The sequence below is a fragment of the Mesorhizobium sp. M1217 genome (assembly GCF_040318275.1).
Taxonomy (GTDB): Bacteria; Pseudomonadota; Alphaproteobacteria; order Rhizobiales; family Rhizobiaceae; genus Mesorhizobium.
In genome coordinates, this window is record NZ_JAMYMA010000002.1 from 80,593 (window position 1) to 106,285 (window position 25,693).

A 25,693-nucleotide genomic window follows, 5' to 3' on the forward strand; every position below is an offset into this window, starting at 1 on the left:
CCGCGGGCTTTGTCGGCATGGGCCGCGGTTTGCCGCTGGAATCAGCAGCTTGCGTGAATTCCGGCCGGCTTTGTCCGCTCGACGATAGCAGCCACTGACCTTGAGAAGAAAAAAGCCGGACGGGAGCGCGTTGCATGCAGCCAGAACGTGTCATGGCCGCGCCATCGCCGAAACAGGTCCGTTGGGGTAAATCTGACCCTGTTTCTTGCCGGCGGTCGCTGCTCCCGCCCGTAACTGGAGGAGCGGAACTTCGAATATCCCATTGTCGCGACTGAGCGCGCCATTGGGTATGGTGCGATCGCACCATGGCCTTACGCTGGAAGCGGTGACGAATCGCAAGGTTTTAATTCGCCTCGCGCTGGACCTCCATCCGCGCCCGACCCGGCGATCGATCTTTCGAGCGGGGCCTTCGACTGGAAGTGCGGCGATTTCTACTTCACCTTACCTACTCCCTCTGCACTATTCCGCCGGTTGTCGGTTGGGCCGAAGCAGCGTTATAAGCTTGCAGGGGTGTTGCTGATGTTTCGACGGATTCTGCCTGTCTTCCTGTGCCTGGCGCTGCTTCTGGGAACCGGCTGCGCGCGCAGCTATGACGGCACCGTGATCATTCCCAAGCCGCTCGATGTTCGCCGTTTCTGGGACCGGCCTTCTCCGCAGGCGCAAGCCGAACAGTCGCAGCTGGAGACCGATGTCTTTCCTGTGGCGCCTCAAACGCCGAAAAGGCCGGCGGTGCGCAGGAGCGCAGCTTCCGTTGCAGCGCCACGAAGGAAGGTCGTCGCCAACCCGCCCATGCTGTCATCGGAGCCGGCGAAGCCGCTCACCTGCAGGAATGTCAGCCTGCCCGGCAAACGGGCCCGCATGGTCTGCGAATAACCAACCGGCCGTCGGTCGATACGTGCGGCTGTAGGCCTTGAAGCGGCTATCCGGCCAGCCGTTCGCCGTCTCGGGACATCGCCCGCCCTGGTCAGTCCGCCGGGAAAAAGGCCGGCCCGACCACTCTCACCGGCCGCGCGCCGATCGCTCTTTCGACCGACTGATGCTGGGCAGCCCCTGGCACCTCGGCAACCGGCGTTTTTGCCCCTGCGAGAGCGGTACCGGCGGTTTCGATCCCGGATTCAGGAATTTCCGCGACGCTGCCAAAATCCGGCTTTGCCGTCGGCAACGGAATGATGGCGTTGCTCATGTTGGCCGGTGTCACGGTTCGTGCCCTGAGTTCGGCGACGCGCTGGTAATAGCGCTTGACGTCGCAGGCCTTGAAGTTCGCGTCGTCGCGGTACCTGAAGGCGGTCGCAAGCTCCACATAGGGCTTTTGCGTCTCGAGCGCGATCATCTCTTCGGTCTCGCGGGTGGCATCGCTCAGCGTATAGAGTTCGACGCCGGCATCGTCGCAGATATAGCGGCACTGATCGACCGTTTCCTTCAGATCGTCGTTCTTGGCGAACTGCGATTTTGGCGCGGGGAAGAAATATCCGTCCGACAAGCGAACGCAAAACAGCATCCGATTGCCACCCATTGTTGCGCCTGCGGACTGGGTTTTGGGTGCTGTGCGCTGCTGCGCCGGCGGCTGGTCTTGCTGCGCCTGCTGCTTCTTGGCAGCGGGGGCGGCGCAGCCCAGCGCGACGAACCTGGCCTTCAGGCCGGAGGTGTCCCTGCCCGAATTCGACAGTCTGGCGATCTGCCGTTGCACCTCCGCCTTGCTGCTTACGAGGTCGGCGCAGGGGTTGAAGAAGAACCCGGCCGTTTTCGCCGTGCATCGGCGCTGTCTCTCCAGCCTTTGAATCGCGGCGAGTTGCCGGCGTAGTTGGGCAAGCTCGGGGCTGGTCCCGGCGCCACGCCCCGCCGAAAGCAATTGGCTCCTGATCGCGCCGCAGCTATCCGCATAGGAGGAGGACGTGCCGAGCGCAACGGCTATTGCCGACACCAGCATCAGAATCGTGAGAAGCCAGAAGCGCGTCATTGGAGCGACCATTGTCCTTGTTGCGCCGAGAACAGGATTTCTTTGTCGACTATGGATAAGTACTGGCTAAATCAGTTTTACCTAATTGAAGTAGACCGCCCCGCCACCAGAGACTTTAGTTCTAGTGTATTATATCCACTGGCGTAAATTCAATATTACATTTTTATTTCAAGATTGAGACGAACCGGCAGCAACGCCGGCGAACTCGCGCCACGGCGAAGTTTGAAGCACCCGGCCGGTTCCGCACCGCGATCAATCCGGCGTTACCGGCCGGCCGTTGCTGAAACCTTAGCCCCAAGTTCGGCGTTGAGCGGCCAAAGGAGGAGACCGCAAATGTCGATTCATTTCACTGTCGCGGGCCTGACCAGGAATCTGTTCCATTCACTTGGGCTGGACCATGAACGCACACCGAGGCCGCTCGACCACGAGCAGAGGCTTTTGCTGGAGTGCTATCTCGCCGGCCAGATTCCGGAATCGGCCTGGAGCGACTATGTCTTCGAAATGCCGGAACTGGCGCGACATGTCGAGGCCAGACGAAGCCGCCACTAAAGCGCATCGCGGTCGACCGGGCCTCATGCGACGCGCTTAGGTTCTTGTTTTATGCATGTCGTTGTCGCAAAACCGCTGCACACTTTTGCTCGACATGCGCTAGATCCCGAAAAGTAGAATCCGGTTGTCGGAAAAGATCAAGGCGAAGCCTGCACCCGCGTTGCAGGCTGTTTTTGTTTGGGCGAGTTGAATTGCAGAGTGAACACCTTGCCCGGGATGCCTTCAGCCAGCGCCGGTGAAAGGCTCAACGGCAGGCAGTGGTCCACGGCCGCAATCGCCGCATCGACAAAAGCTTGCCGCGCCTTCTCGTCGCCGGCCACGCGGATGGCAGTCGGCTTGGGCCGGCCGATCAGCGTGCCATTGCGCCTGAAGCTGAAGCTCAGGGTGACGGTGGAGTTCCCGGCATTCGCTGGCGGGGTCCAGCACGCCTGGATGGCAGCCCCGACCTCGGGCATGGAGTTGAGCGTTGCTGCATTCGATTGACCGGCTGTGCCCGCCAGCATGGCGCCTGCAATCACCACCATTCCAGCAATGCTTTTCATGACAGGGCCTCTGTCCTTGAACCGCCCTCGAGGACGTGACTAACTTCGATGGTAGGGCCGACATCGGCGATGACAAGGTGCCAGCAACGCGCTTCATCAGCCATGCAGGCGTCGTGAAGCGCCGTCGGCCGCAACTTCGGCAGGGCTGCAACAAGCAAAAGGCCGGCGAGCAGCCGACCTTTGCTTTCCATCCGCGCCAGTACATCCGTGGTCGCGGGCTGGAGGTGGATACAGTAGAAAGGGTTTCGGTTAACGAAACCTTAAGCTCCCCACATCGTGCAAACAGGGGAGAGTAAAAAAGAATTACCCCAGATCGTTACCGGCTCCTGCAGAACGTACGGACGATCGCCGGCCTGCACGTGCCTCAGGCGTTGGCCTGCGACCGCACATAGGCGATATAGCCGCGCACATCGCCGGCCGGCTCGGCATAGGCCTTGCCGAGCTTCTTCTCGATCGCCGTCATATAGTCTTTTGCCCATTGGGGCAGCGCATAGTCGATGACGGCGAGGAACTCGAGCGTCGCCGCCAGACGGATGTCGGCGATCGACGGGTTCTTGCCGCCGATGAACGGCTTGCCGTTCCTGAAGAAGCTGTGAAACACCTCCAGCGGCTCGGCTATCGCTTCTATAGCGGCCTTTTGGGCTTCCGACTTCTTGTCGGGATGAGCGTCGCTGTGGCCGACCTCGCCGGCATATTGCGGGAAATTCAGTGCAGGATAGGTGGCGCGCGCCACATAGGGGTAGAGCGTCCCGATCAGGTAGAACATGGCGCTGTCGATCATTGCCCGCTTGGCCGGCGCCTTGGGATATAGTTTCTCCAGCCCGTGCTTGTTGGCGAGGTACTGCATGATGGCGCAGCTTTCCCACAAGACACCTCTCGGCAGGCCCTTGTCCTCGATCATCGGCGTCAAATGGGCCGGGTTTCGCGCCATGTATTCAGGCGAGCGCGTGTGGCCCCATACGTCGGTCTCGGAATGGTCGAGCCCGGCCGCGCGCGCAAACACCCGTACGCTCATATTGTTGACGCTCGGCTTCAGCATGCTGAGCATCAGCGCGGGTTTTTTCGCTGATTTCGCTACGGCCTTCCGCGCGGACTTCGCGGATGCCTTGGCTGCAGGTTTTGCGGCGGCTTTCGTTGCCGACTTGGCGGACGCTTTCGACGCCTTGGCTGCAGGCTTTGTCGCGGCCTTGGCAGCTGGTTTCGGAGCGGCCTTGGCGGCCGGCTTCTTCGCACTCTTCGTTGTCGTCTTTGCCATTGTGTCCTCCCTTTGTTTGGCCTGTCGTCAGTATGGATCTTTCGGAGCGCGGTCTTCCGACAAGGTCGCGCGGGAGCGCTCGACAAGCGCCTGGATCGCGTCGGCGAGATGCACCTCGGCTATTGCGTAGTCGCCGCGCGCGACGCGGATCTTGTGCGCCTGCATCAACACGTCGGCATGGGTGAAGCCCGCCGGCGGCTCGAAACGGTAGGAGGCGAGCTCGATCAGCAGGCCGAGCGGATCCTCGAAGTAGATCGAGTCCATGAAGCCGCGATCCTTGACGCCGCTGTGCTTGATGGCGCGCTCGTCGAGCCGGCCGACCGCCTGCAAAAAGGTGACGCGCGACACCGCGAAAGCGATGTGATGGACGCAGCCCGTATCGGTTGGCGTGCGCCGCTTGACCGGCGTGCGGCTCTCGTCGGTGAAGACGGTGATCAGCCGGCCGTCGCCCGGATCGAAATAAAGATGGCTTTCGCTGGCTTTGTCGAGGTTGGGCTGCTCGAAGATGAAAGGCATGCCGAGCACGCCTTCCCAGAAATCGATGGAGCTCTGGCGATCGGCGCCGACCAGCGTGATGTGATGGACGCCTTGTGATTGCAGCTTCTGCATCTGACTCCTCCCGGCCACGCCGTCTTGCCGCCGAACGGAAGTTCGGATGCCCAGTCGCGCTTGGATCAGCGCCCGGCATGTGACCGCGCCCGGCCTCGCTCGCCTGCGCTCCGCATTCCGCATCCTGCAGGAGTGCGGCCGGAGCTTTGATGAACGGATGCTAATTCAATCCGAGGCGTTGCGCCAGAAGCGCTGAGTTTCAAGAACTCCACGCAGGCGCCAAGAGCGGCACCGGGATCGCGGACGCCTTCGCCGAGCTCGCCGAAACGATCCGTCGCCGGCAGCTGTAATGGTGCGGCAGCCCGCAGGTCGCTGGGTTTCCCGAGCGGCCGGTTTGGCGACGGCAGGTCAAAGGGGCCTCGTTGACGCATGCCGCGCCTGGTTCGGATTACGGGCATCCGCGGCCCTTAGATGAAAATCACATATTCTTCATCGGCACGTCGGGATCGACATGTCCCCCATCAGCAGTGATCTTCAGCCGTGAGAGGTAGTGCTCCCATCCCCTTCGGTGGCTGTCACGCTCCTTTGCGTTCGGCAGTCCGCTGTGCGTGAAGCGGATCAGTGTCCCCGCATCCCTCGCGATCAGGTCGATCTCGACATGGCTGGAGCCGGGCGGCACGGTCTCGTTGTCTTCCCAGCCAAAACTGTAGGCAAGACGGTGGACCGGGATCACCTCGGTGAACTCACCGCGGGCCATATGGCGACCACCGACATTGACGAGGAACAGACCGCCCGGCGATGCATCTAAATTCGCTTCGGTCCCGATCCATCGCACGATCTGGTCCGGATCCGTCAAAAGCGCGAACACGGTCGCTTGTGGCGCGGCGACCTCAATCTCTGTGTAAACCGATTCCGCCATCGCTCACTCCAGGTCACATCCGCATCGAATACCGTGCATGATTGAAGCGAATGTGGGGAGTTGCAAGAAGATGTTCGAGGCGTAAGCATAAGCCTGTGCCGAGTGACCTTCTGCCGATGCTTCTCGCAAACTCGCTTTCATTCCTTCTGGACGACGCCGCGCATATTGGCGACGGTGGGCGACTTCTATTGCAGCTCTCAACGCATTTGATGGAAGACGGCCTGCCGATCATCGCCGGCGCGCTGGCGCAGGATGCTCCCGACCCGATCATTTCACGCCGCATCTGGCTCTGGCGAGCGCCTGGGAATGAAGTGGTCGAGGCTTTGGGCATAGGCGCCGACCGCCAGAATGCCGATCCCCGGCTCGTGCTGCGGGAGTGGCTTGGCACGACGCGGGCGATGGTGTTCGACGAGCGAGCGGGCGGTGTCGCACCGACTTTGGTGTGGGCGTTCGATCATACTCCGGATGAGGCGCAGTCAGAGCTGCTGCGGCAAATCTCCCGGTTTGCTGCGGCTCCGATGACCGCACTCGCAGAACGGTCCGCGAAACGCGCATTGCTCGAAGCATATTTGGGAAAGCGCAGTGCAGCACATGTGCTCAACGGTCATTCTCGTCGAGTAAAGGGAGAGACGATACGGGCTGCGCTTCTGTGCGCGGACCTTCGAGGTTTCACCGATCTATCCGAGGTTCATGATGCAGACGAGATCGTATTGGTACTTGATGCCTGGTTCGATTGCGTCGCGGGCGCGGTGCACGCATTTGGTGGTGAGGTTCTCAAGTTTATAGGTGATGGCGTCCTCGCGATTTTCCCGATTGGCGAGCGCGATGCAAATGCCGCATGTGACGCTGCGGTACGCGCCGTGAAGGCCACGCGCGCCGGGATAGATCATCTCAACCAAACTCGGCGCCGCAATGGCGGCCCTGAGCTCGGATATGGCATTGGCCTGCATGTCGGCGAGATACTCTGGGGGAACATCGGCACTGCCGGCAGGTTGGACTTCACCGCGATCGGCAAGGCTGTAAATCTTGTCAGCCGCATCGAAGGGCTGTGCAAGCCGTTGGGACGGACGGTGCTCGCGTCGACAGTGTTCGAGGCAGAAACTACCGAGCCGATGATCGCCATGGGCAGTCATCCGCTCGGAGGAATAGCAGGCGCGCAAACACTTTTCGGCTTACCGGAATAGATCGAATGGTTGAGCGCGCCGTGGATGTGTCGTTCGCAGCATATCTTGGTATCGTGCGAAGCCATGACTGAGCGGCAATGAGCCAAACCCGCCGCGACCCAAGGCGATGGATCGGATTGATGGTTTGCGGAGAGCTTGGAGAGACTTGGTACGCCCAAGGGGAATCGAACCCCTGTTCCCGCCGTGAGAGGGCGGTGTCCTGACCGCTAGACGATGGGCGCGTTCAAGAACCGGCGATATAGGCTGACGGCTGGCAAAAAGCAACTAGGCTTAAGGCTGCCTGTCGCGCCGGTGAAATATCCGCTGCAAGCCTAGCGTTTTGGCTCGATCAGGTCCCAGAGATTGCCGTAGAGATCAGCGAAAACCGCCACAGTGCCATAGGTCTCGTGCCGGGGCGCCTCACGGAATTCGACGCCCTTTTCGAGCATCAGCGCATGGTCACGGGCAAAATCGTCGGTTTCGAGGAACAAAAAAACCCGCCCGCCGGCCTGGTTGCCGACGGCGTCCGTTTGCGCATCGCCGGATGCTTCGGCCAGAAGCAGCCGCGCCCCCTGCCCGTTGCCTGGCGTGATCGTGACCCAGCGTTTGCCGCCGCCGAGATCGACATCTTCGGTGAGGACAAAACCCAGCCGGTCGACATACCAGGCGATCGCCTCGTCATAATTTGCGACGACGAGCGCGACCGTGGCAATGCTGCGGTGTTCGGCAAAACCGGTCATTTGTTCCTGATCGAAAAACGGCCGACGATGCGTCGTTCGGTGATGTCATAGACGAAGATGGCGCGGCTGCCGTCTGCCAGCCCGGCGTCGATCGACAGGCGATTGCCGGAGAGCGATTGACTGACCACCCTGGCGCCGACCGGCAGCACGATGTCGCCATTGACCGGTTCGCCGATCGGCACCTGGATGTCGCTGCTCAGCGGAGGGCTGACAGGCGGTGCATTGCGCGCTTTGTAGACAAGCGCCGCGATCACCACCATAAGGGCGAGGAACAGCAGGCCGAGATTGATGGCGACGAAGCGGACGAGCTTCCTCCGCACCTTTTCGACCTCGGGGTCGAGCGGCTTTTCCTCGTCTTCGTCGGCAAGCGGCCGGGCCATGGCAGCAGATTCCGGAACTGTTTTCGATGAGCGCTCATAACGAAGAGGTCAGACAATTAATAGGGGCCAGACAGATCGTGCTGGAGGCCGGCGCCGATGCGGCCGGCCAACGGCTCGACCAATGGCTGGCGGCCAGGCTCGGCCCCGACATGTCGCGCAGCCGGGTGCAGATGCTGATAAAGCAGGGCGCGGTCAGGATCGGCGGCAGGCCAGCCAGCGAGACGAAGCGCAAGATGGCACAAGGTGACAGCGTGTCGGTCGACATGCCGGAGCCGGAACCGGCGGAGCCGCAAGGCGAAGATATTGCGCTGGATGTCCTCTACGAGGACAGCGAGCTGATCGTCATCAACAAGCCGGCCGGGTTGGTCGTGCATCCCGGCGCCGGCAACTGGACCGGCACGCTGGTCAACGCGCTGATCCATCATTGCGGCAACAGCCTGTCGGGCATCGGCGGGGTGAGACGGCCGGGCATCGTCCATCGCCTCGACAAGGAGACCAGTGGCGTCATGGTCGTCGCCAAGACCGATCGCGCCCACAAGGCGTTGTCGGAGGCCTTTGCCGACCACGGCCTGACCGGCGATCTCGAGCGCGCCTATCTGGCGTTGGTCTGGGGCATACCGGCAAGGCCGACGGGGATGGTCGACGCGCCGCTTGGCCGCGCCGCCGACCGGGTACGCCGCGCCGTGGTGCCGCAAGGCCGCGACGATGCCCGCCACGCCATAACGCATTTCACCGTCATTGAGCGCTTTGGCGAGCAGCAGCAGGAATTCGCCACGGCGAGCCTGGTCGAATGCCGGCTGGAAACCGGTCGCACCCACCAGATACGCGTCCACATGGCCCATATCGGCCATCCGGTGATTGGCGACCCCGAATACGGCCAGGCTTTCCGCACCAAGGCCAACCGGTTGCCTGAGCCGCTAACCAGCAAAGTGAAAGCATTTCCGCGACAAGCTTTGCACGCCCGCCTCCTTGCATTTCGGCATCCGGATACCCATATAACGATGGGGTTCGAAGCACCGATACCGTGGGACATGGAGGAACTCGTCGACGGCTTCCGCAAGCTTTGAACCAACCACCTGAAAACCTGACCGGCGTTGTTCACTTCAGCGTGACACACTGTTTCGTGTTGAACAAATGCCTGTCTTTCTGGTTTTGTTCCTATATATGTCGGTTGGCGCGAATGTGCCTTTGGCATTCGCGCCACATGCCTGCCGCGTTTCGGGGGCATCACTCCAATAGAGAGGGGGCGCTATCATGGCCCAGTCACTACCCAGTATCGTTTCCGGCGAAGGCGGCCTCAGCCGCTACCTGGAAGAAATCCGCCGTTTTCCGATGCTTCAGCCGCAGGAAGAGTACATGCTCGCCAAGCGCTACGCCGAGCATGAGGACACCACGGCTGCGCACAAGCTCGTCACCAGCCACCTTCGGCTCGTCGCCAAGATCGCCATGGGCTATCGCGGCTACGGCCTGCCGATCGGCGAGGTGATCTCGGAAGGCAATGTCGGCCTGATGCAGGCCGTCAAGAAATTCGAACCGGAGCGCGGCTTCCGTCTCGCCACCTATGCGATGTGGTGGATCAAGGCCTCGATCCAGGAATACATCCTGCGCTCGTGGAGCCTGGTCAAGATGGGCACCACCGCCAACCAGAAGCGCCTGTTCTTCAACCTGCGCAAGGTGAAGGGCAAGATCCAGGCGCTCGACGAAGGCGATTTGAAGCCCGACCAGATTACCGAGATCGCCACCCGGCTGAACGTCTCGGAAGCGGAAGTCGTGTCGATGAACCGCCGTCTGTCGGGCGATGCCTCGCTCAATGCGCCCATCCGGGCCAGCGAAGGCGAATCCGGCGAATGGCAGGACTGGCTGGTCGACGATCACGAAAGCCAGGAAGAGATGCTGATCGAGCAGGACGAGCTGGAAAACCGGCGCGGCATGCTGTCGGGCGCTCTTGCCGTGCTCAACGACCGCGAACGCCGCATCTTCGAGGCGCGCCGCCTCGCCGATGAGCCGTTGACGCTGGAAGAGCTGTCGGCCGAGTTCGATATCAGCCGCGAGCGCGTGCGCCAGATCGAGGTGCGCGCCTTCGAGAAGGTGCAGGACGCGGTCAAGGCCGCAGCCAAGCGCCAGATGCAGGCGCTGCGCACCATCGAGGCGCAGCCGGCGGCGTAAAGCCTTCCGATAGAAACAAATAACGGCCGGTAGAAACAAATAACGGCGGCGTCAGGTAACTGGCGCCGCCGTTATTTTAGAAGGTTGCCAGTTCCGCGGCGCCTTCGCGGATGTCCGATCCACTGCCATAAACTGCTCAGTAGCCTCGCCATCGTGTCCGCAGACGATCCCATCGATAGCGGCATTATCGCAATTTTCCCCAAGCTCTGGAAACCGCAACGCTGCAAGCTGTGGCGGCAATGTTCCGGCGCCGACACGGGCTTCCGTCGCAAAATTCCACAAGGCGGCGCTTGCGGCAGGCGGGCGACAACGGGCCGCCGGGGCCGCGCCGGGCAGTTGAACTCGTCTGTTCGGAAACGAAAGGCGATATGACGATGACGATTTCTCCGTTTCTGACCGCTCTCGGATCCGAAGGTCCCCCAGCCGACCGAGCGAAAGACATGGACCTGTATGGATGGCTAATTGGAAGCTGGGAAATGGACACGGTCCACTACCTCGATGACGGGACAATCCAGAAATGGGATGGCGAATGCCATTTTGGCTGGGTGCTCGAAGGCCGCGCGATTCAGGACGTTTGGATCAGGCCCAAGCGCCCTGCGCCGTCGACGATGTATGGCACAACCTTGCGCATCTTCGATCCTGGGATCGATGGCTGGCATATCATATGGAACGACCCGCTCAACCGGGATCACTCGCGCCAGATCGGCCGGGCCGAGGGTAAGGACATTGTCCAGCTCGGCAATGACTCGCGCGGTCTGAAAACTCGATGGCGTTTCACTGAGATCACTGCCAACAGCTTCCATTGGATTGGCGAGGAAAGATCTTCCGAGAGCGATCCTTGGCAAATCACGTATGAACATTTAGCCCGCCGAACAAAACCCTGACGCTGGACTAAACACTTAGCTGGCGTCTGCGCCGCTCCTCATCCGGCTGCCGCCACCTTCTCCCGTATGGCGACCTATCGGATTCACACATCGCAAAAATCGAATCAGGATCAATAACTTAATCAATAACTTAGATGACCATCTCGGAACGATGAGCGGGCGCCGAGTTTGAAATGGCATTTGTAGTGCCAGCGACCCATCTCCTCAGAGGCAATCGAGCGGAAATTTCAGATAGCGCCGCCCGTTGGATTCCGGTTCCGGCAGGCGTCCGCCATTCATATTGACCTGCAGCGCGTGCAGGATCAGCCGCGGCATCGGCAACGTCCTGTCGCGGGCTTGGCGGAGCGCGACGAAGTCGGCTTCCGTCTTGCAGCCGGCAACATGGATGTTGCCGCCTTTCTGTTCCGCGACCGTGCTTTCCCAGCGCGCTTCGCGGTCACCCGGCTGGTAGTCGTGACCGACGAACAGACGTGTCTCGTCCGGCAGTGCCAGGATGTCCTCGATCGAACGCCAGAGCCGCTCGGCGCTGCCGCCGGGAAAGTCTGCCCTTGCGGTGCCGCTGTCCGGCATGAACAGCGTGTCGTGGATGAAGGCGGCGTCGCCGATGACGTAAGTAATCGAGGCCAGGGTGTGGCCCGGCGAAAACAGCACTCTTGCCGGAAGGCCGCCGACCGAAAAAGTCGCGCCGTCGGCGAACAGCCTGTCCCATTGCGAACCGTCGGCGGGGAATTCCGGCCAGTTGTAGATCACCTTCCACAATTTCTGGACGTCGATGATCCTCTCGCCGATTGCCGTCGGCGCTCCGGTTCTCCCCCTCAGATAATGGACGGCGGACAAATGGTCGGCATGCGGATGCGTGTCGAGGATCCACTCGACCTCCAGCCCGCTTTCCCTGACGAAGTCGAGCAGGGCGTCGGCGTTTTTCGTTGCCGTTGCACCGGACCTTTCGTCGAAGTCGAGCACCGGATCGATGATGGCGCATTTGCGGGTCGCCATGTCGGCGACCACATACTGGACGGACCCGCTCGGCTTGTCATAGAAGCCGGTGACCTGCGACCTAGCCGATAATGCGTCCAATCCCAGCCCCCTTGATCCTCTCACCGTGGCAGGAATGATTTTCTCAGCCACGGCAAATGAAAGGCATGGTTGTCCGTCAACCAGGCGTCGTCAAGCACCCCGTGCTCACACGGCTAGGAAAACCAAAAATTTCTCCGTGCCGCCTCTGCCTGCTCAGGCGGAAGGCTGCTTGGTTTTCCTGAGATATGGCAGGATTGTCTCGTAGGCGCCGAAGCGCTTGATGGCATCCTCATTCGAGACAGCAGCGGTGATGATGACGTCCTCGCCCTGCTTCCAGTTCGCCGGCGTCGCCACCTGGTGCTTGGCGGTCAGTTGCATGGAATCGATGGCGCGCAGGATTTCGTCGAAGTTGCGGCCCGTCGTCATCGGATAGGTGAGGACCAGCTTGATCTTCTTGTCGGGCCCGATGACGTAGACCGAACGCACCGTGGCATTGTCGGCGGGCGTGCGGCCCTCCGAGCTCTCGCCGGCACCCGCCGGCAGCATCTCGTAAAGCTTGGCGACCTTGAGATCCTTGTCGCCGATCAGCGGGTAGTTCACCGAATGGCCGGTCGCCGTCTTGATGTCGTTCTGCCACTTTCCATGGCTTTCGACGGGATCGACCGAGATGCCGATGATCTTAACGTTGCGCTTCCTGAACTCGCCTTCGAGCCCGGCCATCGTGCCGAGTTCGGTTGTGCAAACCGGCGTAAAGTTCTTCGGATGGCTGAACAATACCGCCCAGCCGTCGCCGATCCATTCATGGAAGCTGATCGGTCCTTGCGTGGTCTCAGCGGTGAAGTCCGGCGCGATATCGTTGATGCGGAGGCTCATGACATGTCCCTACCTTGTGAGTGCAGATCGCAGCCGGCGTTGACCGGCGCTGCTTTTGCCTTTCTACCACTCCGGCGTCATCCTTCAAACGGCTGTTGCGCCGGCATCGAGGCCGGCGGCGAAATATTTTCATTGCTTCTCGGCAAATGCAGCAGGAATTTTCGCTGCGCTGGCTCAGGCCTTGCTCACTGCTAACGTCGTCGTCAGGTCTTCCATGCGCTGGGCCAACGCGCCGAGCGCCCCGGTCAGCACGGAATCGTTCTTGTCGGCCTTGGTCAGTGCGTCGTCGCGCGTCTTGCGCAGCGTCAGCACTTCGCTTTCCATGCCCTTGACCCGCTTTTGCAGTTCTGAAAGCTCGTCCATGACCATGATGCCGGCCATCACGGTCAGCCTCTGGTCGCCGATCTCGCCAAAAGAATCCTTCAGATGCGAGACATAGCGGTCGAAGCGCTCGGCAAGATCGATCAGATGCTCTTCCTGGCCCTCGTCGCAGGCCATCCGATACTGCTTGCCGTCGATGGAAACCGTGACTTGTGCCATTGGCCTACCTGTCCAGTACCGCGCGGATGGTCTCCATGGCTGTCACCAGCCTTCGCGATACTTCCTTGTTGGCATCTTCCAGCCGTTCGGCGCGGGCCTCGGAATTGTCGAGCTCCTGCGCCAGCCGCGAGCGGTCGGCGTTCATCCGCTGCACTTCGGCCTCGGCTTCCGAATAGTCCCGCTCGTGCTCGAGCTTGGCCGCGACGGCGTTTTCCAGCCCTTCGATGGCCTTACCCAGCCTGGCAATGACTTCCTTGAGGGTCGTTTCCCCGGTCATGGCTTTCGTCCTGCGCCCTGCCCATCACCGAATCATCCACGTTCAGAACGCGTTATCCCTGAAACATTACGCGCCGTGTGAACCGCACGTCAATAAAGCGATCGCGACTGTCCCCTGCTAACGCTAATGTAAGTGGTGCATGGCCATCACAAGACCGGCAAAAGCACACCGATTTGTTGACTAAAAGGCCGCGCCTGCTATGTGTCGCGCACCCTTTTCAAGGGCTTTCCCAAAGCCCAAACCCCCATTTTGGAGGAAGCATGACCTCGCGCGAACAACATGACCGGATGGCCAATGCGATCCGTTTTCTCGCCATGGACGCCGTCGAGAAGGCAAACTCCGGCCACCCCGGGCTGCCCATGGGCTGTGCCGACATCGCCACCGTGCTGTTCACCCGCTTTCTCAAATACGATCCGAAGAACCCGCATTGGCCGGATCGCGACCGCTTTATCCTGTCGGCCGGCCACGGCTCGATGCTGCTTTACTCGCTGCTCTATCTGACCGGCTACGAAGACATCACCATCGACCAGATCAAGCAGTTCCGCCAATTGGGGTCGAGGACCGCGGGGCACCCGGAATACGGCCATGCCGCCGGCATCGAGACGACGACGGGCCCACTCGGCCAGGGCCTTGCCAATTCGGTCGGTTTCGCGCTCGGCGAGCGCATCATGAATGCCGCTTTCGGCAACGATCTCGTCGACCACTACACCTATGTGCTTGCCGGTGACGGCTGCCTGATGGAAGGCGTGTCCCAGGAAGCCATCGCGCTTGCCGGACATCTGAAGCTGAACAAGCTGATCGTCTTCTGGGACAACAACAACATCTCCATCGACGGCCCGGTGTCGCTGGCCGACAACACTGATCAGGTCGCCCGCTTCCAGGCGTCCGGCTGGAACGCCAGCCATATCGACGGCCAGGACCCGGAAGCGATCGCCTATGCCATTGAAGCGGCCCGCCACTCCGACAAGCCGACGATGATTGCCTGCAAGACGACGATCGGCTTCGGCGCGCCGACCAAGGCCGGCACCAACAAGGCGCATGGCTCGCCGCTCGGCGCCGAGGAAATCGCCGGCGCCAGAAAATTCTTCGGCTGGGATTATCCGCCGTTCGAGGTTCCGGCCGATATCCTCGACGCATGGCGTACCGCCGGCCGGGCCGGCGTCAAGGCTCGCACCGACTGGGAAAGCCGCCTTGCCAAGGCCGACGCCAAATTGCGCGGCGAATTCGAACGCCGCATCAGCGGCACGCTGCCGGCCAACTTCGATGCTGTCATTGGCGATTACAAGCAGAAGCTCGCCGCCGACAAGCCGAAGGTCGCCACCCGCAAATCGTCGGAAATGGCGCTGGAGGTCATCAACGGCGCCGTGCCCGAAACCATCGGCGGCTCGGCCGATTTGACCGGCTCCAACAACACCAAGACCAGCCAGACCAAGAACATCACTGCCGACGATTACGGCCAGCGCTATGTCCACTACGGCATTCGCGAGCACGGCATGGCGGCTGCGCTCAACGGGCTGACGCTGCATGGCGGCATTATCGCCTATGGCGGCACCTTCATGTGCTTTTCCGATTATGCCCGTCCGGCGATGCGGCTTGCCTCGTTGATGGGCATCCGCTCGATCTTCGTCATGACCCATGATTCCATCGGCCTTGGCGAAGACGGCCCGACCCATCAGCCGGTCGAGCATCTGGCAGCACTTCGCGCCATCCCGAACCACAATGTCTTCCGCCCGGCCGACGCGGTGGAAACCGCGGAATGCTGGCAGCTGGCCATTGAATCTGAAAAGACGCCTTCGACTTTGGCGCTGACCCGGCAGAACCTGCCGACGGTACGCAACGACTTCGTTGCGGAAAACCTCTCCAGCCGCGGCGCCTATGAACTTGCCGCCGCAAGTGGCGAGGCGGCGGTGACGATCTTCGCTTCGGGCTCCGAGGTCGAGATCGCGCTGGCCGCGCGCGAGGCGCTGGAAAAGCACGGCCATGCTACCCGCGTCGTCTCGGTGCCGTGCTTCGAATTGTTCGACAAGCAGAGCGCCGACTATCGCAGCCGGATGATCGGCAATGCGCCGCTCAAGATTGCCATCGAAGCCGGCATCCGTCAGGGCTGGGATTATTTCATCGGCACCGAAGGCATCTTTATCGGTATGACCGGCTTCGGCGCCTCCGGCACGATCGAACAGCTCTATCCGCATTTCGGCATCACCGCCGAAGCAACGGTGAAGGCGGCGGAAGCCCGTCTGCACGGCAAATGAAATTAAGCCCCGATCCGCAAAGGCTGGCATAGCGGTTTTGCCGGCCGGCGGAGCACTAATCGATTTAAATCCGAGCCTCGGCGGCTGGATTCTTTGCCCGTCCGCCGTTATGAAGCTGCGGACTTGATCTTCGGCCCCCAACTCCCAGGGAGAGAACAATGACCGTCAGAGTTGCCATCAATGGATTCGGCCGCATCGGCCGCAACATCCTGCGCGCCATCCACGAATCCGGCCGCAAGGATATCGACGTCGTCGCCGTCAACGATCTCGGCCCGGTCGAGACCAACGCGCATCTGCTGCGCTTCGACAGCGTGCATGGCCGCTTTCCGCATGAGGTGACGGTTGACGGCGATCAGATCATCGTCGGCAAGGAAAAATTCAAGGTCACCGCGATCAAGGATCCGACGCAACTGCCGTGGAAGGAACTCGGCATCGACATCGCGCTCGAATGCACCGGCATCTTCACCGCCCGCGACAAGGCCGCCGCCCATCTGACCGCCGGTGCCAAGCGCGTTCTCGTCTCCGCTCCGGCGGAGGGGGCCGACCTCACCGTCGTCTATGGCATCAATCACGACAAGCTGACCAAGGACCACATCGTCATCTCGAACGCCTCCTGCACCACCAACTGCTTGGCGCCGCTGGCGGCCGTGCTGAATGAGGCCGTCGGCATCGAGAAGGGCATGATGACGACGATCCACTCCTATACTGGCGACCAGCCGACGCTGGACACCATGCACAAGGACCTCTACCGCGCCCGCGCCGCCGCGCTTTCGCAGATTCCGACCTCGACCGGTGCCGCCAAGGCCATCGGCCTGGTACTGCCCGAGCTCAAGGGCAAGCTCGACGGCATCTCCATCCGCGTGCCGACCCCGAACGTCTCGCTGGTCGATTTCAAGTTCATCGCCAAGCGGTCGACCACCGTCCAGGAAATCAACGACGCGGTAATCGCGGCTTCGAACGGCAAGCTGAAGGACATCCTTGCCGTCACTCGTCATCCCAATGTTTCTATCGACTTCAACCACGATCCGCACTCCTCGATCGTGGCGCTCGACCAGACCAAGGTCATGGACGGCAATTTCGTTTCGGTGCTGGCCTGGTACGACAATGAGTGGGGCTTCTCCAACCGCATGGGCGACACCGCTGTCGCCTTCGGCAAGACCATCGCCTGATCGCAGAACCATCTTCTCGACTTGGACAACGCCCGGCTCAGTCCGGGCGTTTTTCGTTGCAGCACGCCCCCCCGAGGCAGCCTCCGCTGCTCGGAGGTGCCAAAACATTCGACTATCGGCAGCGTAGGGCGAAAAGCCGCGCTGCTGCCTTGCAGCGGCCATGTCTTCGCCCCACTCTCCCGTGATGCCGGAGCATATCGACTAGGGGCGACCAACGAATGGAGCATGGTATCTATCTGGTGACGCTCGTTGGCGCAGCACTTGTCGTTGCCGCCGCGTTTTCGAGCCTGATCGCCTTCCGTTTCGGCGCCCCTCTCCTGCTGCTGTTTCTCTGCATCGGCCTTGCCACCGGAACCGACGGTCTCGGAATCCATTTCGACAATGCCCGATTTGCCTATTTTGCCGGCTCATTGGCGCTGGCGGTGATCCTTTTCGATTCCGGCTTCGGCACGCCGCTCAATGCCTTGCGGCAGGCGGCCGGGCCGGCGCTGTCGCTGGCGACCTTCGGCGTCCTTTTGACCACTGGCCTGTTCGGGGCCGCCGCCTATTATTTGCTCGACCTGACATGGCTGGAATCCTTCCTGCTCGGTGCCGCCGTCGCCTCGACCGACGCCGCGGCGGTGTTCTTCCTGCTGCGCGCCGGCGAGATCAATTTGCGCGAGCGCGTGCGTTCGACGCTCGAGGTGGAATCCGGCACCAATGACCCGATCGCCATCTTCCTGACCATCACGCTGGTCGAGGTCATCGCCGCCAACACCCACCCCGAGGCCAAGGTGCTGGTTACCGATCTTGCCGTCGGTTTCCTTGTCAACATGGGGCTCGGTGCGGTCATCGGTATTCTCGGCGGCATGGCCATCGTGCGCCTTGTCGATCGCCTCAATCTAGATCACGGCCTGCTGCCGATCTTCGTGCTGACGCTGTCGCTGATGGTGTTTGCCGCCGCCGGCGCCGTCGGCGGCTCCGGCTTCCTGGCGGTCTATCTCGCGGGCCTGATCGCCGGCAATTCCGATATCCGGGCTGTCACCATCCTCAAGCGCTTTCAGGACGGGATGTCGTGGTTGGCGCAGATCATCATGTTCCTGATCCTCGGCCTGTTCGCGACGCCTTCGCAATTTCCGGCGATCCTGGTGCCGGCGGTGCTGCTCGGACTGTTCCTGATATTTGTCGCACGGCCAGTCGCCGTCTGGCTATGCCTGGTGCCGTTCCGTCTGCCACGCCCGGAAGTCGCCTTTGTCTCATGGGTTGGCCTGCGTGGCGCCGTGTCGATCCTGCTTGCTATCACGCCGCTGCTCGGCGGTCTTGAGAACGGCCGCCTCATCTTCAACACCGCCTTCATCATCGTGCTGGTCTCTCTGGTCATCCAGGGATGGACCGTCGGGCCGCTGGCGCGCCGCCTCGGCCTTATCGTGCCGGCCCGCCTGGGACCGCTCGACAAGGTCGAATTGGAACTGCCGGGCTCCGCCCATCATGAGCTTCTTGCCTACCGCGTGGCACCCGGCAGCCCGGTGGCGCGCGGCGAACGCATTCCGCGCTGGGCGCGGCCGTCGCTTGTGCTGCGAGACGGACGCTCGATGCGCTTCCAGGATATGGGCCGGCTGGCGGCCGGCGATCATGTCTACATCTTCGTGCCGGACCGCTATCCGCGCCTGCTCGACAAGCTGTTCGCCAGCCGTGCCGTGGTCGATCCCGAGGATGCGGATTTCTTCGGCGCCTTTGCCGTCGATCCGTCACGCTCCGCCGAGGAACTGGAGACCGCCTACGCGCCGGGCCTGACCGAAGCGGAACGCAAGCTCACCATTGGCGATCTGGTCACGGCGCGGCTCGGCGGCCACGCCGAATATGCCGACCGCGTGCTGCTCGGTCCGATCGAGCTGATCGTCCGCGACGTCGACGACAAGGGCAGGATCACCGGCCTTGGCCTGTCCTTCGAGCCGACCGCGCCGGTGGCACGCGTTCCGGTGTTCCTCAGCGCCGGCGAAATCCGCGACCGTATCGCCGCCTTTATCCGCAACCGGCGCAAGCCGGCCGAAGCGCGAGCGGTCGAGGCGGTGGCCGAAATGGAACCGGTTCCGCAGCCCGTGGTGGAAAAGACAACTGGCGAAGGCTGACCGCGTCGACCCGAGCCGCGGAGCCCTGCCGCGAGGCTGAAGAATGGTTCGGCAACTGGAGTGGCGAGTCCATGTGGTCCGACATTGCCGGAAATCATCCCGATCGGCCGGCTGCGAGGGCATCTGGCCGAACAGTCGCCAATCCTCCGTGGCTGTACGGTGCGCCATAGGGGGCAGCTTAATTGTTGCGGGCCGCAACGAACTGCGCCGCTTGTTTCAGAAGCGCGGCTTGTTCGCCATAGGGCTCGAGCAGCGCATGAGCTTGGTCGACGAGGCCATGGAGCTGGTCCCGCGCCCAGTCCGGTCCGTGCAGCGCGACCAGCGTCGCCTTGCCGGCCGCGGCATCCTTGCCGGTTGCCTTGCCCATCTGATGCGCGTCGGCGGTCAGGTCGAGCAGATCGTCGGCAAGCTGAAAGGCAAGCCCGATCGCCGAGCCGAACTCGGCCAGCCTTTCGCGGTCGCCCGACGGCGCGCCGGCAACGATGGCGCCCGCTTCGCAGGCAAAGCGGATCAGCGCACCGGTTTTCATCGCCTGAAGCCGGATGATGCCAGCCTCGTCCGGCCGGCTTTGTTCGGCCTCGAGATCGAGCATCTGGCCGCCGACCATGCTGCCGGCCCCTGCGGCGCGGGCCAATGCCAGCACCAGCGCTGCCCTGCGCTCGGCCGGCAGCATTGTCGCCTCGTCGGCAAGGATGTCGAAGGCAAGCGTCAACAAGGCGTCGCCGGCAAGAATGGCTGTCGCTTCATCGAAAGCCCTGTGCACGGTCGGCTGGCCACGGCGCATATCGTCATCGTCCATGGCCGGCAGATCGTCATGGATGAGCGAATAGCAGTGCACGCATTCGAGCGCTGCCGCGACGCGCAGCGCCGGCTCGACGTCGGCTGAAAACAGTGCAGAACTTTCCATGACCAGGAAGGGGCGCAGTCGTTTGCCGCCGTTCAGAACGCCATGTCGCATCGCGGCCATCAGGCGTTCCGGCCGCGCGATCTCGCCTGAAAGCGTGCGTCCGTCGAGCAACCGCCTCAGCAGCGCCTCGAGCGGAACTGCCCGGGCAATAAGTGCAGCCTCGAACGCCATTTGGTCGTCTTTCGTCATGGTCGGGAGCGGTAGCCGACACTCAGACGTTGCGCAAGAAGCCAAGCGCCATTATGCCGGGGGCAGGGAGTAGCGCGGATTGGGTGGCTTGGCGGAACCGATCGTCGATCACGAAACCGAAGGGTTGGACATGGCGAGACCGAGACGCGGCAGCCGCATCGGTCTTCAACGCTGGGTCCGGCGCGGCATCGCTGTCGCCATCGTGCTGGCGCTGATGCCGGTGGTTCTGACCTTTCTGTACCTGCCGTCATTCGTGCACCCGGTTTCGACATTGATGCTGAAGGACCTCGCGACGTTTTCCGGCTACGATCGGCGCTGGGTTTCTATCGATGATGTGGCGCCGGTGCTGGCATATTCGGTCATCATGTCGGAGGACGGGCAGTTCTGTTTCCATCGCGGCGTAGATCTAGGTGAGTTGCGCGGCGTCGTCGACGATGCGCTCGCCGGCGAGATGACGCGTGGCGCCTCGACCATCACCATGCAGACGGTAAAGAACCTTTATCTATGGTCGCGGCCGTTGGGCTCGGTCCGTAAGGTCGTCGAACTGCCGCTGGCCGTCTATTTCGATGCGGTGCTGTCGAAACGGCGGATCATGGAGATCTACCTCAACATCGCCGAATGGGGACCGGGCATCTACGGCATCGAGGCCGCCGCCCAACATCATTTCGGCGTCTCGGCAAAACAGCTGTCGCGCCGACAGGCAGCGCTGCTTGCCGTCACCTTGCCGAACCCGATCGTGCGCAATCCGGCGAAGCCCGGGCCGGGACTGAGGCGGCTTGCCGCGTTGATCGAACGGCGCGCGGGCCGCGCCGGCGCCTATGTCGGCTGCCTGCGATAGTGTCAAAAAAAAACACCGCGACGCTGGCCAAAACGCCATCGGGCGTGTATAGGCAGCCGACTTTCTCAGATTCCGGCCCCTGACGTGGCCCTTTCACGAGGGCCGCCGGGGCGTTTTGACCATGTAGTGGAGCATATCCATGGCCGTTCCGAAACGAAAAACCTCTCCGTCGAAGCGCGGCATGCGCCGTTCCGCCGACGCACTGAAGGCCCCGACCTATGTCGAGGACAAGAACTCCGGCGAGATGCGCCGTCCGCACCATATCGACCTGAAGACCGGCATGTATCGCGGTCGCCAGGTGCTGGAGCCGAAGGAAAGCTGAGACAGCTTTCGACGGTTTATTATTGCAAAAGACCGGCCACTGGCCGGTCTTTTTGCGTTCGTCGACAACTGATCGTGTCGACCGGGGCTGACATTGTTGTTTCACGCCGTCTTTGTCCGTGTTTATGGGCCGCACGAAAATTCTTGACGGCGAACGCCGGGCGCACTCTACAAAGATCAGTCCAACCGGAGCCGCCACATGTTCGGTGCCATTCCGCTGCTGATCGTGCCTTTCATTCTCTACAATCTCGGGCTTCTGGGAATATTCGGCAGCGGCGACGACCCGTGGGCGACCGAAATGTTTTCGGTCCGGATGATGTCGGGCGGGGTGTTCTCGATGACCCTCGGCGATCTCATCGTGCTGATCGCATTGATCTTCTTGTTCGTCGAAGTGGTGAAGTCGACGCGAACGACAAATGCCTCGATCATGGACCACCTTTTGTCGACCTTCGTCTTTGTGGCCTATCTGGTCGAATTCCTGCTGGTGAAGGGCGCCGCCCATTCCGTTTTCTTCACACTGATGGTCATAGCACTGATCGACGTGCTGGCCGGCTTTTCGGTGTCGATGCGGTCGGCCAGCCGCGACATCAACATGAATTAAGGATTCCGGCTCAGCCCGGGTCGGCGGTGAAGCCAGCCGCCTCGATGCCAGCGATGGCTGCCGTTTCATCATTGTCCGACGTATCGCCGGAAATGCCGACGGCGCCGATGATCGTGCCAGCCTTATCGCGGATCAGCACGCCGCCGACGACCGGCAGGACGCGTCCGCCCGACACGTCGGAGACGCCGGCTATCAGATGCGGGCGCTCCTTGGCGAAAGCCTCCACCCGGCGCGAGCCCATGCCGATAGCGAGCGCGCCATAGGCCTTGCCGGCCGACATTTGCGGACGCAGGAACGAGGCGCCGTCCTGACGCTGGAACGAGACCAGATGGGCGCCGGCATCGAGCACCGAGACGCCAAGCGGCCTGAGCTTGAGCTCGGCACCCTTGGCAAAGGCGGCGGCGATGATCTCAAGGGCTTTGTCGAGCGTCAGTGCGGTCATGGCCGCCTCCTAAACGCGCCAGTTATCAACCGGCAGAACAGATCGCGGTGAAAACTGTTCCGCGTACGAAACGAAGCAATGCGATCCAAGGAGCGCCGGCTTATTTCTTCTTGGCGCGGGACTTCTTCACCGGCGCCGGAGGCGCATTGGCCAGGTCTTCCGCTTCCTTGGCGAGGCGCAGCGCCCGCAGCTTGTTGGTTTTGGCCTGGCGAGCGTCGCTCTCGGCGACATATTCCGCCATGGCCTTCTGGCGCACCGTGGCTGCCTCTTCCTGTTTCTTGAAACGCAAATCGGCCCGCGCACGGGCAGTGTCCTTAGAGTTCTCGACCAAGAGCGTTATCCAATCCGGTAAATTATCTTCAGTCCCTTGATAGCAGAGCCAGCCCGCAATTGGGAAAATAAGTTGGTCATGGCGCCGGATCGCACCCGACTCGCTCCGCATTGCGGGCGATCACCGCATCGTATGCGGCCTGCAAGGTCGCGCGCACGGTGGGTCCAGATGGGGCGGCAGACGCACCCAGATGCTCGTGGCGCAACTCGTTCATAAACTTATCCCACATCGGCGGGCCGCCTTTTTCCAGAAGCTCGGCACGGATAGAGAGATCTTCGCTGACCGGCAGCCAGACGCGGCCCCAGGCGCCGAGATGCGCCAGGATCGGCACCAGCGTAATCGCCATTTCGGTCAGGCCGTAGATCGCCTTTTGCTTGTGGGAGGGATCGTCCGCCTTGGTCAGCATGCCGAGCTCCATCAGCCGCTTCAGCCGGTCGGCGAGGATGTTGGAGGCGATGCCCTCCATCGAGCCATTGAGCAGTTCGCGAAAGTGGCGTCTGCCGCCGAAGATGATGTCGCGAAGGATGATCAGGCTCCACCGATCGCCGAACACTTCGAGCGACAGGTTGATCGGACATCCGGACCGGCGATCAATGTTCATGCGAATCTCCAAAAACCGGTTGCATTATCGTATCGGTTTTAATATCGTGCAACCGATTGCAAATTGCAATCGGATTTGCGGCCCGAGGAGGAAAGCCATGAGAAACGCCGAACACCCCGAAATCGTATCCCAGCCGTTCGGCGATCCGGCACATCCGGCGGTATTGTTGATCATGGGCGCCATGGCTTCCATGCTCTGGTGGCCGGAAGCGTTTTGCCGAAAGCTGGCCGGCGAGGGTCGCTTCGTGATCCGCTATGACAATCGCGATACCGGCCGTCCGACCAAATACGCGCCGGGCGAGCCGCCTTATACATTCGACGACATGGCGGACGATGCCATCCGCGTCCTTGACGACCAGGGAATCCGAAAGGCGCACGTGGTCGGCATGTCGATGGGCGGCGTGATTGCGCAGCTCGTTGCGTTGAAATACCCGTCGCGTGTCACTTCGCTTACGGTGATCAGCAGCTCGCCCTTGGGCATCAATACGTCGCATCTGCCCGGAACCACCGAGGCCTACAGGAAACATTCGGCCGAAGGCGCGAAGGTCGACTGGTCTGACCGTGGCCAGGCGGTCGATTTCATCGTCAAGGACGCGTATGCGCTCACCGGCACCGCACGCTCATTCGACGAGCAGCGCACGCGGGCTTTCGTCGAACAGGATTACGACCGGTCCGGCGGCTTTCTAAGCGCCACCAACCATTTCATGCTCAAGAGCGGCGAAGATGGGAGCGGCGAAGATCGGAGCGGCCAGGACTGGACGGGGCGGCTGCACGAGATGAAGATCCCGCTCCTCGTTATCCACGGCACCGACGATCCGATCTTTCCAGTCGAGCATGGCGCCGCTCTTGCCGACGCGGTCGCCGGCGCAAGGCTGGTCCGGATCGAGAGCGGCGGCCACGAGCTGCATCCCGACGACTGGGCCGCGATCATCGATGCCATCGTCACCCACAGCCAAGCCAAATAGTACCAAGCCTGACCTCAACACCGAATTTCCGCGAGACGAACCACCCAAGGAACGACAACCAATGTCCCTGACTATGCATCTTCATCCACTGGCCTCCTTCTGCTGGAAGCCGCTGATCGCGCTCTATGAGAACGGCACGCCATTCACATCCGTTGTCGTCGATCTCGGCAATGAACAGTCGCGCGCGGCGTTTCTGAAATTGTGGCCGCTCGGCAAGATGCCGGTACTGCGTGATGAAGCGCTGGATCGGACCGTGCCGGAATCGACAATCGTCATCGAATATCTCAACGCGTATTATCCTGGGCCGGCCGAACTGATCCCCGCCGATGTCGATCTCGCTCGCCAGACCCGGCTCGCCGACCGCTTCTATGACTTCTACGTCCAGGAACCGATGCAGAAGATCGTCGGCGACCGGCTGCGGCCGGAGGGCAAGACCGATCCGTTCGGCGTCGAGCAGGCCCGCGCCCAGCTGCGCAGCTCCTACGCCGTCATCGAACAGGACATGCAGTCGAGGACATGGGCGGTGGGCGGGAGCTTCACCATGGCCGACTGCGCCGCCGCCCCCGCGCTGTTCTACGCTAACAAGGTCGAGCCGTTCGGCGACAAATATCCTGCGGTGAGGCGCTATCACGACCGGCTGCTGCGGCGCCCGTCGGTTGCCCGTGTGATCGAGGAAGCGCAGCCTATTTCAAGCTCTTCCCCTACAACAACGGCTAGAGAGTGGTTCATCGTTTCACGGAAACGCCGAACCGCTCGATCCTTTTGTTTTTTGCGCAATTCCGGACGGAAAACCGTTTCACACTTTTCCTGGAATTGCTCCAGGCCCGAGGCTGCACGAGCTGCCCGACGCGCGGACGACGCCTCTCAGCTTCCGGGTGAACCGAGCTGCTCTGCATCCCAGAACTGGTCGAGCCAGATGTTGAGCTTTAGGAAGCCGGCATTGCTGACCGTATAGACGCGCCTGGTGCCTTCCGGCTTGGCGTTGACCAGCCCGGCATCAAGCAGCACCTTCAGATGCTGCGAAACGGCCGGGCGGGACACCGGCAAGCCAGAGGCCAGTTCGTTGACGGTCTTCGGTCCGCGCCGGAGCTCTTCCAAGAGATAGCGCCGGTTGGGATCGGCAATCGCCATGAAGGCGTCGGAAAGCATCATGCCTTAT

General features: G+C 61.8%; 29 protein-coding genes, 1 tRNA gene and 1 pseudogene. 14 read left to right on the plus strand and 17 right to left on the minus strand.

Annotation, left to right across the window (positions count from 1 at the left end):
* Nucleotides 1–519 precede the first annotated feature (519 nt).
* A complete protein-coding gene (locus NKH37_RS03035; RefSeq protein WP_352494191.1) occupies nucleotides 520–873 on the plus strand; it encodes a hypothetical protein in 354 nt (117 codons plus the stop codon).
* A 91-nt stretch (nucleotides 874–964) separates the two neighbouring features.
* On the opposite strand, the gene NKH37_RS03040 is transcribed toward NKH37_RS03035, so the two are convergent.
* Nucleotides 965–1,957, minus strand: a complete 993-nt coding sequence (locus NKH37_RS03040) for a DUF2865 domain-containing protein (protein ID WP_352817760.1) — start codon at nucleotides 1,955–1,957, stop codon at nucleotides 965–967.
* Nucleotides 1,958–2,290: 333 nt separating this feature from the next.
* Between NKH37_RS03040 and NKH37_RS03045 the strand changes: the two genes are divergently transcribed.
* Nucleotides 2,291–2,506, plus strand: coding sequence for a hypothetical protein (locus NKH37_RS03045; RefSeq protein ID WP_023720934.1), 216 nt, complete (start codon nucleotides 2,291–2,293; stop codon nucleotides 2,504–2,506).
* A 137-nt stretch (nucleotides 2,507–2,643) separates the two neighbouring features.
* Here the strand turns inward: NKH37_RS03045 and tolA are convergent, their stop codons facing one another.
* The 4 genes from tolA to NKH37_RS03065 all read right to left on the minus strand — a co-directional run bounded on the left by tolA (nucleotide 2,644) and on the right by NKH37_RS03065 (nucleotide 5,771).
* Nucleotides 2,644–3,048, minus strand: a complete 405-nt coding sequence (tolA, locus tag NKH37_RS03050) for a cell envelope integrity protein TolA (RefSeq protein WP_023720935.1) — start codon at nucleotides 3,046–3,048, stop codon at nucleotides 2,644–2,646.
* Nucleotides 3,049–3,412: 364 nt separating this feature from the next.
* Complete coding sequence (locus tag NKH37_RS03055) at nucleotides 3,413–4,303, minus strand: glutathione S-transferase family protein (protein WP_353003801.1); 891 nt, start codon at nucleotides 4,301–4,303, stop codon at nucleotides 3,413–3,415.
* A gap of 27 nt (nucleotides 4,304–4,330) precedes the next feature.
* Nucleotides 4,331–4,912 (minus strand): VOC family protein, encoded by a 582-nt coding sequence (locus NKH37_RS03060; protein ID WP_023720938.1) that lies wholly within the window; start codon nucleotides 4,910–4,912, stop codon nucleotides 4,331–4,333.
* A gap of 418 nt (nucleotides 4,913–5,330) precedes the next feature.
* A complete protein-coding gene (locus NKH37_RS03065; RefSeq protein ID WP_023678521.1) occupies nucleotides 5,331–5,771 on the minus strand; it encodes an SRPBCC family protein in 441 nt (146 codons plus the stop codon).
* 116 nt (nucleotides 5,772–5,887) lie between these two features.
* On the opposite strand from NKH37_RS03065, the gene NKH37_RS03070 reads away from it, so the two are divergent.
* Nucleotides 5,888–6,955: an adenylate/guanylate cyclase domain-containing protein gene (locus NKH37_RS03070; RefSeq protein ID WP_023720940.1), complete on the plus strand. Its 1,068-nt coding sequence runs from the start codon at nucleotides 5,888–5,890 to the stop codon at nucleotides 6,953–6,955.
* 146 nt (nucleotides 6,956–7,101) lie between these two features.
* Here NKH37_RS03070 and NKH37_RS03075 read toward each other — a convergent pair.
* From NKH37_RS03075 to NKH37_RS03085, 3 genes are all read right to left on the minus strand, one after another.
* Nucleotides 7,102–7,176: transfer RNA gene (locus tag NKH37_RS03075), tRNA-Glu, on the minus strand.
* A gap of 90 nt (nucleotides 7,177–7,266) precedes the next feature.
* Nucleotides 7,267–7,674, minus strand: coding sequence for a VOC family protein (locus NKH37_RS03080; protein WP_023720951.1), 408 nt, complete (start codon nucleotides 7,672–7,674; stop codon nucleotides 7,267–7,269).
* Nucleotides 7,671–8,054 (minus strand): fimbrial protein, encoded by a 384-nt coding sequence (locus NKH37_RS03085; protein ID WP_352817764.1) that lies wholly within the window; start codon nucleotides 8,052–8,054, stop codon nucleotides 7,671–7,673. The genes NKH37_RS03080 and NKH37_RS03085 overlap by 4 nt, the downstream gene beginning before the upstream one ends.
* Nucleotides 8,055–8,080: 26 nt before the next feature.
* Here NKH37_RS03085 and NKH37_RS03090 point away from each other — a divergent pair, with 26 nt between their 5' ends.
* The 3 genes from NKH37_RS03090 (at nucleotide 8,081) to NKH37_RS03100 (ending at nucleotide 11,104) form a co-directional block, all read left to right on the plus strand.
* On the plus strand, nucleotides 8,081–9,121 hold the full coding sequence (locus NKH37_RS03090; RefSeq protein WP_353040799.1) for an RluA family pseudouridine synthase: 1,041 nt from the start codon (nucleotides 8,081–8,083) through the stop codon (nucleotides 9,119–9,121).
* A gap of 187 nt (nucleotides 9,122–9,308) precedes the next feature.
* Nucleotides 9,309–10,220: an RNA polymerase sigma factor RpoH gene (gene rpoH, locus NKH37_RS03095; RefSeq protein ID WP_023720954.1), complete on the plus strand. Its 912-nt coding sequence runs from the start codon at nucleotides 9,309–9,311 to the stop codon at nucleotides 10,218–10,220.
* A 368-nt stretch (nucleotides 10,221–10,588) separates the two neighbouring features.
* Nucleotides 10,589–11,104, plus strand: a complete 516-nt coding sequence (locus NKH37_RS03100) for a hypothetical protein (protein ID WP_352480872.1) — start codon at nucleotides 10,589–10,591, stop codon at nucleotides 11,102–11,104.
* 204 nt (nucleotides 11,105–11,308) lie between these two features.
* Here the strand turns inward: NKH37_RS03100 and NKH37_RS03105 are convergent, their stop codons facing one another.
* The 4 genes from NKH37_RS03105 to NKH37_RS03120 all read right to left on the minus strand — a co-directional run bounded on the left by NKH37_RS03105 (nucleotide 11,309) and on the right by NKH37_RS03120 (nucleotide 13,811).
* The gene (locus NKH37_RS03105; RefSeq protein WP_023720957.1) at nucleotides 11,309–12,181 is read right to left on the minus strand and encodes an MBL fold metallo-hydrolase; all 873 of its coding nucleotides are present in this window, start codon (nucleotides 12,179–12,181) and stop codon (nucleotides 11,309–11,311) included.
* A 153-nt stretch (nucleotides 12,182–12,334) separates the two neighbouring features.
* A complete protein-coding gene (locus tag NKH37_RS03110; protein ID WP_023720958.1) occupies nucleotides 12,335–12,994 on the minus strand; it encodes a peroxiredoxin in 660 nt (219 codons plus the stop codon).
* A 174-nt stretch (nucleotides 12,995–13,168) separates the two neighbouring features.
* Nucleotides 13,169–13,534, minus strand: coding sequence for a cell division protein ZapA (locus NKH37_RS03115; RefSeq protein WP_023720959.1), 366 nt, complete (start codon nucleotides 13,532–13,534; stop codon nucleotides 13,169–13,171).
* Between the two features lie 4 nt (nucleotides 13,535–13,538).
* Nucleotides 13,539–13,811 (minus strand): DUF4164 domain-containing protein, encoded by a 273-nt coding sequence (locus tag NKH37_RS03120; protein WP_006200774.1) that lies wholly within the window; start codon nucleotides 13,809–13,811, stop codon nucleotides 13,539–13,541.
* A 260-nt stretch (nucleotides 13,812–14,071) separates the two neighbouring features.
* On the opposite strand from NKH37_RS03120, the gene tkt reads away from it, so the two are divergent.
* From tkt to NKH37_RS03135, 3 genes are all read left to right on the plus strand, one after another.
* Nucleotides 14,072–16,063 carry a transketolase gene (gene tkt / locus NKH37_RS03125; protein WP_353003807.1) on the plus strand — a complete coding sequence of 664 codons (1,992 nt, stop codon included), beginning with the start codon at nucleotides 14,072–14,074 and terminating at the stop codon, nucleotides 16,061–16,063.
* Nucleotides 16,064–16,221: 158 nt separating this feature from the next.
* A complete protein-coding gene (gap, locus tag NKH37_RS03130) occupies nucleotides 16,222–17,232 on the plus strand; it encodes a type I glyceraldehyde-3-phosphate dehydrogenase (protein ID WP_023720961.1) in 1,011 nt (336 codons plus the stop codon).
* A gap of 218 nt (nucleotides 17,233–17,450) precedes the next feature.
* On the plus strand, nucleotides 17,451–19,340 hold the full coding sequence (locus tag NKH37_RS03135; protein ID WP_023720962.1) for a potassium/proton antiporter: 1,890 nt from the start codon (nucleotides 17,451–17,453) through the stop codon (nucleotides 19,338–19,340).
* A 178-nt stretch (nucleotides 19,341–19,518) separates the two neighbouring features.
* Here NKH37_RS03135 and NKH37_RS03140 read toward each other — a convergent pair whose 3' ends face one another.
* Nucleotides 19,519–20,436 carry a polyprenyl synthetase family protein gene (locus NKH37_RS03140; RefSeq protein WP_352494184.1) on the minus strand — a complete coding sequence of 306 codons (918 nt, stop codon included), beginning with the start codon at nucleotides 20,434–20,436 and terminating at the stop codon, nucleotides 19,519–19,521.
* A 79-nt stretch (nucleotides 20,437–20,515) separates the two neighbouring features.
* Here NKH37_RS03140 and NKH37_RS03145 point away from each other — a divergent pair, with 79 nt between their 5' ends.
* The 3 genes from NKH37_RS03145 (at nucleotide 20,516) to NKH37_RS03155 (ending at nucleotide 22,196) form a co-directional block, all read left to right on the plus strand.
* Entirely contained in the window at nucleotides 20,516–21,274 is a 759-nt protein-coding gene (locus tag NKH37_RS03145; protein ID WP_031194544.1) for a transglycosylase domain-containing protein, read from the plus strand.
* A gap of 139 nt (nucleotides 21,275–21,413) precedes the next feature.
* Nucleotides 21,414–21,596 carry a 50S ribosomal protein L32 gene (rpmF, locus tag NKH37_RS03150; protein WP_006203806.1) on the plus strand — a complete coding sequence of 61 codons (183 nt, stop codon included), beginning with the start codon at nucleotides 21,414–21,416 and terminating at the stop codon, nucleotides 21,594–21,596.
* 198 nt (nucleotides 21,597–21,794) lie between these two features.
* A complete protein-coding gene (locus NKH37_RS03155) occupies nucleotides 21,795–22,196 on the plus strand; it encodes a hypothetical protein (protein WP_023720966.1) in 402 nt (133 codons plus the stop codon).
* A 10-nt stretch (nucleotides 22,197–22,206) separates the two neighbouring features.
* On the opposite strand, the gene NKH37_RS03160 is transcribed toward NKH37_RS03155, so the two are convergent.
* From NKH37_RS03160 to NKH37_RS03170, 3 genes are all read right to left on the minus strand, one after another.
* Complete coding sequence (locus NKH37_RS03160) at nucleotides 22,207–22,638, minus strand: GlcG/HbpS family heme-binding protein (RefSeq protein WP_023720967.1); 432 nt, start codon at nucleotides 22,636–22,638, stop codon at nucleotides 22,207–22,209.
* Nucleotides 22,639–22,738: 100 nt separating this feature from the next.
* On the minus strand, nucleotides 22,739–22,969 hold the full coding sequence (locus NKH37_RS03165) for a hypothetical protein (RefSeq protein WP_023720968.1): 231 nt from the start codon (nucleotides 22,967–22,969) through the stop codon (nucleotides 22,739–22,741).
* 76 nt (nucleotides 22,970–23,045) lie between these two features.
* On the minus strand, nucleotides 23,046–23,570 hold the full coding sequence (locus tag NKH37_RS03170; protein WP_352999131.1) for a winged helix-turn-helix transcriptional regulator: 525 nt from the start codon (nucleotides 23,568–23,570) through the stop codon (nucleotides 23,046–23,048).
* 97 nt (nucleotides 23,571–23,667) lie between these two features.
* On the opposite strand from NKH37_RS03170, the gene NKH37_RS03175 reads away from it, so the two are divergent.
* Both NKH37_RS03175 and NKH37_RS03180 read left to right on the plus strand, forming a co-directional pair.
* On the plus strand, nucleotides 23,668–24,534 hold the full coding sequence (locus tag NKH37_RS03175) for an alpha/beta fold hydrolase (protein ID WP_353040801.1): 867 nt from the start codon (nucleotides 23,668–23,670) through the stop codon (nucleotides 24,532–24,534).
* Between the two features lie 61 nt (nucleotides 24,535–24,595).
* A pseudogene (locus NKH37_RS03180) lies at nucleotides 24,596–25,251 on the plus strand (glutathione S-transferase family protein).
* A gap of 147 nt (nucleotides 25,252–25,398) precedes the next feature.
* On the opposite strand, the gene NKH37_RS03185 reads toward NKH37_RS03180, so the two are convergent.
* Nucleotides 25,399–25,686 carry an ArsR/SmtB family transcription factor gene (locus tag NKH37_RS03185; protein ID WP_023720972.1) on the minus strand — a complete coding sequence of 96 codons (288 nt, stop codon included), beginning with the start codon at nucleotides 25,684–25,686 and terminating at the stop codon, nucleotides 25,399–25,401.
* Between the last annotated feature and the right edge of the window lie 7 nt (nucleotides 25,687–25,693).

Coding starts and splice junctions, on each gene's coding strand:
- NKH37_RS03045 (WP_023720934.1), top strand. CDS start 2,291: ATGTCGATTCATTTCACTGTCGCGGGCCTGACCAGGAATCTGTTCCAT.
- tolA (WP_023720935.1), bottom strand. CDS start 3,048: ATGAAAAGCATTGCTGGAATGGTGGTGATTGCAGGCGCCATGCTGGCG.
- NKH37_RS03155 (WP_023720966.1), top strand. CDS start 21,795: ATGTTCGGTGCCATTCCGCTGCTGATCGTGCCTTTCATTCTCTACAAT.
- NKH37_RS03115 (WP_023720959.1), bottom strand. CDS start 13,534: ATGGCACAAGTCACGGTTTCCATCGACGGCAAGCAGTATCGGATGGCC.
- NKH37_RS03110 (WP_023720958.1), bottom strand. CDS start 12,994: ATGAGCCTCCGCATCAACGATATCGCGCCGGACTTCACCGCTGAGACC.
- rpoH (WP_023720954.1), top strand. CDS start 9,309: ATGGCCCAGTCACTACCCAGTATCGTTTCCGGCGAAGGCGGCCTCAGC.
- NKH37_RS03080 (WP_023720951.1), bottom strand. CDS start 7,674: ATGACCGGTTTTGCCGAACACCGCAGCATTGCCACGGTCGCGCTCGTC.
- NKH37_RS03090 (WP_353040799.1), top strand. CDS start 8,081: ATGAGCGCTCATAACGAAGAGGTCAGACAATTAATAGGGGCCAGACAG.
- NKH37_RS03120 (WP_006200774.1), bottom strand. CDS start 13,811: ATGACCGGGGAAACGACCCTCAAGGAAGTCATTGCCAGGCTGGGTAAG.
- NKH37_RS03035 (WP_352494191.1), top strand. CDS start 520: ATGTTTCGACGGATTCTGCCTGTCTTCCTGTGCCTGGCGCTGCTTCTG.
- NKH37_RS03170 (WP_352999131.1), bottom strand. CDS start 23,570: ATGAACATTGATCGCCGGTCCGGATGTCCGATCAACCTGTCGCTCGAA.
- NKH37_RS03100 (WP_352480872.1), top strand. CDS start 10,589: ATGACGATGACGATTTCTCCGTTTCTGACCGCTCTCGGATCCGAAGGT.
- rpmF (WP_006203806.1), top strand. CDS start 21,414: ATGGCCGTTCCGAAACGAAAAACCTCTCCGTCGAAGCGCGGCATGCGC.
- gap (WP_023720961.1), top strand. CDS start 16,222: ATGACCGTCAGAGTTGCCATCAATGGATTCGGCCGCATCGGCCGCAAC.
- NKH37_RS03085 (WP_352817764.1), bottom strand. CDS start 8,054: ATGGCCCGGCCGCTTGCCGACGAAGACGAGGAAAAGCCGCTCGACCCC.
- NKH37_RS03040 (WP_352817760.1), bottom strand. CDS start 1,957: ATGACGCGCTTCTGGCTTCTCACGATTCTGATGCTGGTGTCGGCAATA.
- NKH37_RS03175 (WP_353040801.1), top strand. CDS start 23,668: ATGAGAAACGCCGAACACCCCGAAATCGTATCCCAGCCGTTCGGCGAT.
- NKH37_RS03055 (WP_353003801.1), bottom strand. CDS start 4,303: ATGGCAAAGACGACAACGAAGAGTGCGAAGAAGCCGGCCGCCAAGGCC.
- NKH37_RS03060 (WP_023720938.1), bottom strand. CDS start 4,912: ATGCAGAAGCTGCAATCACAAGGCGTCCATCACATCACGCTGGTCGGC.
- NKH37_RS03135 (WP_023720962.1), top strand. CDS start 17,451: ATGGAGCATGGTATCTATCTGGTGACGCTCGTTGGCGCAGCACTTGTC.
- NKH37_RS03070 (WP_023720940.1), top strand. CDS start 5,888: ATGCTTCTCGCAAACTCGCTTTCATTCCTTCTGGACGACGCCGCGCAT.
- tkt (WP_353003807.1), top strand. CDS start 14,072: ATGACCTCGCGCGAACAACATGACCGGATGGCCAATGCGATCCGTTTT.
- NKH37_RS03160 (WP_023720967.1), bottom strand. CDS start 22,638: ATGACCGCACTGACGCTCGACAAAGCCCTTGAGATCATCGCCGCCGCC.
- NKH37_RS03065 (WP_023678521.1), bottom strand. CDS start 5,771: ATGGCGGAATCGGTTTACACAGAGATTGAGGTCGCCGCGCCACAAGCG.
- NKH37_RS03185 (WP_023720972.1), bottom strand. CDS start 25,686: ATGATGCTTTCCGACGCCTTCATGGCGATTGCCGATCCCAACCGGCGC.
- NKH37_RS03140 (WP_352494184.1), bottom strand. CDS start 20,436: ATGACGAAAGACGACCAAATGGCGTTCGAGGCTGCACTTATTGCCCGG.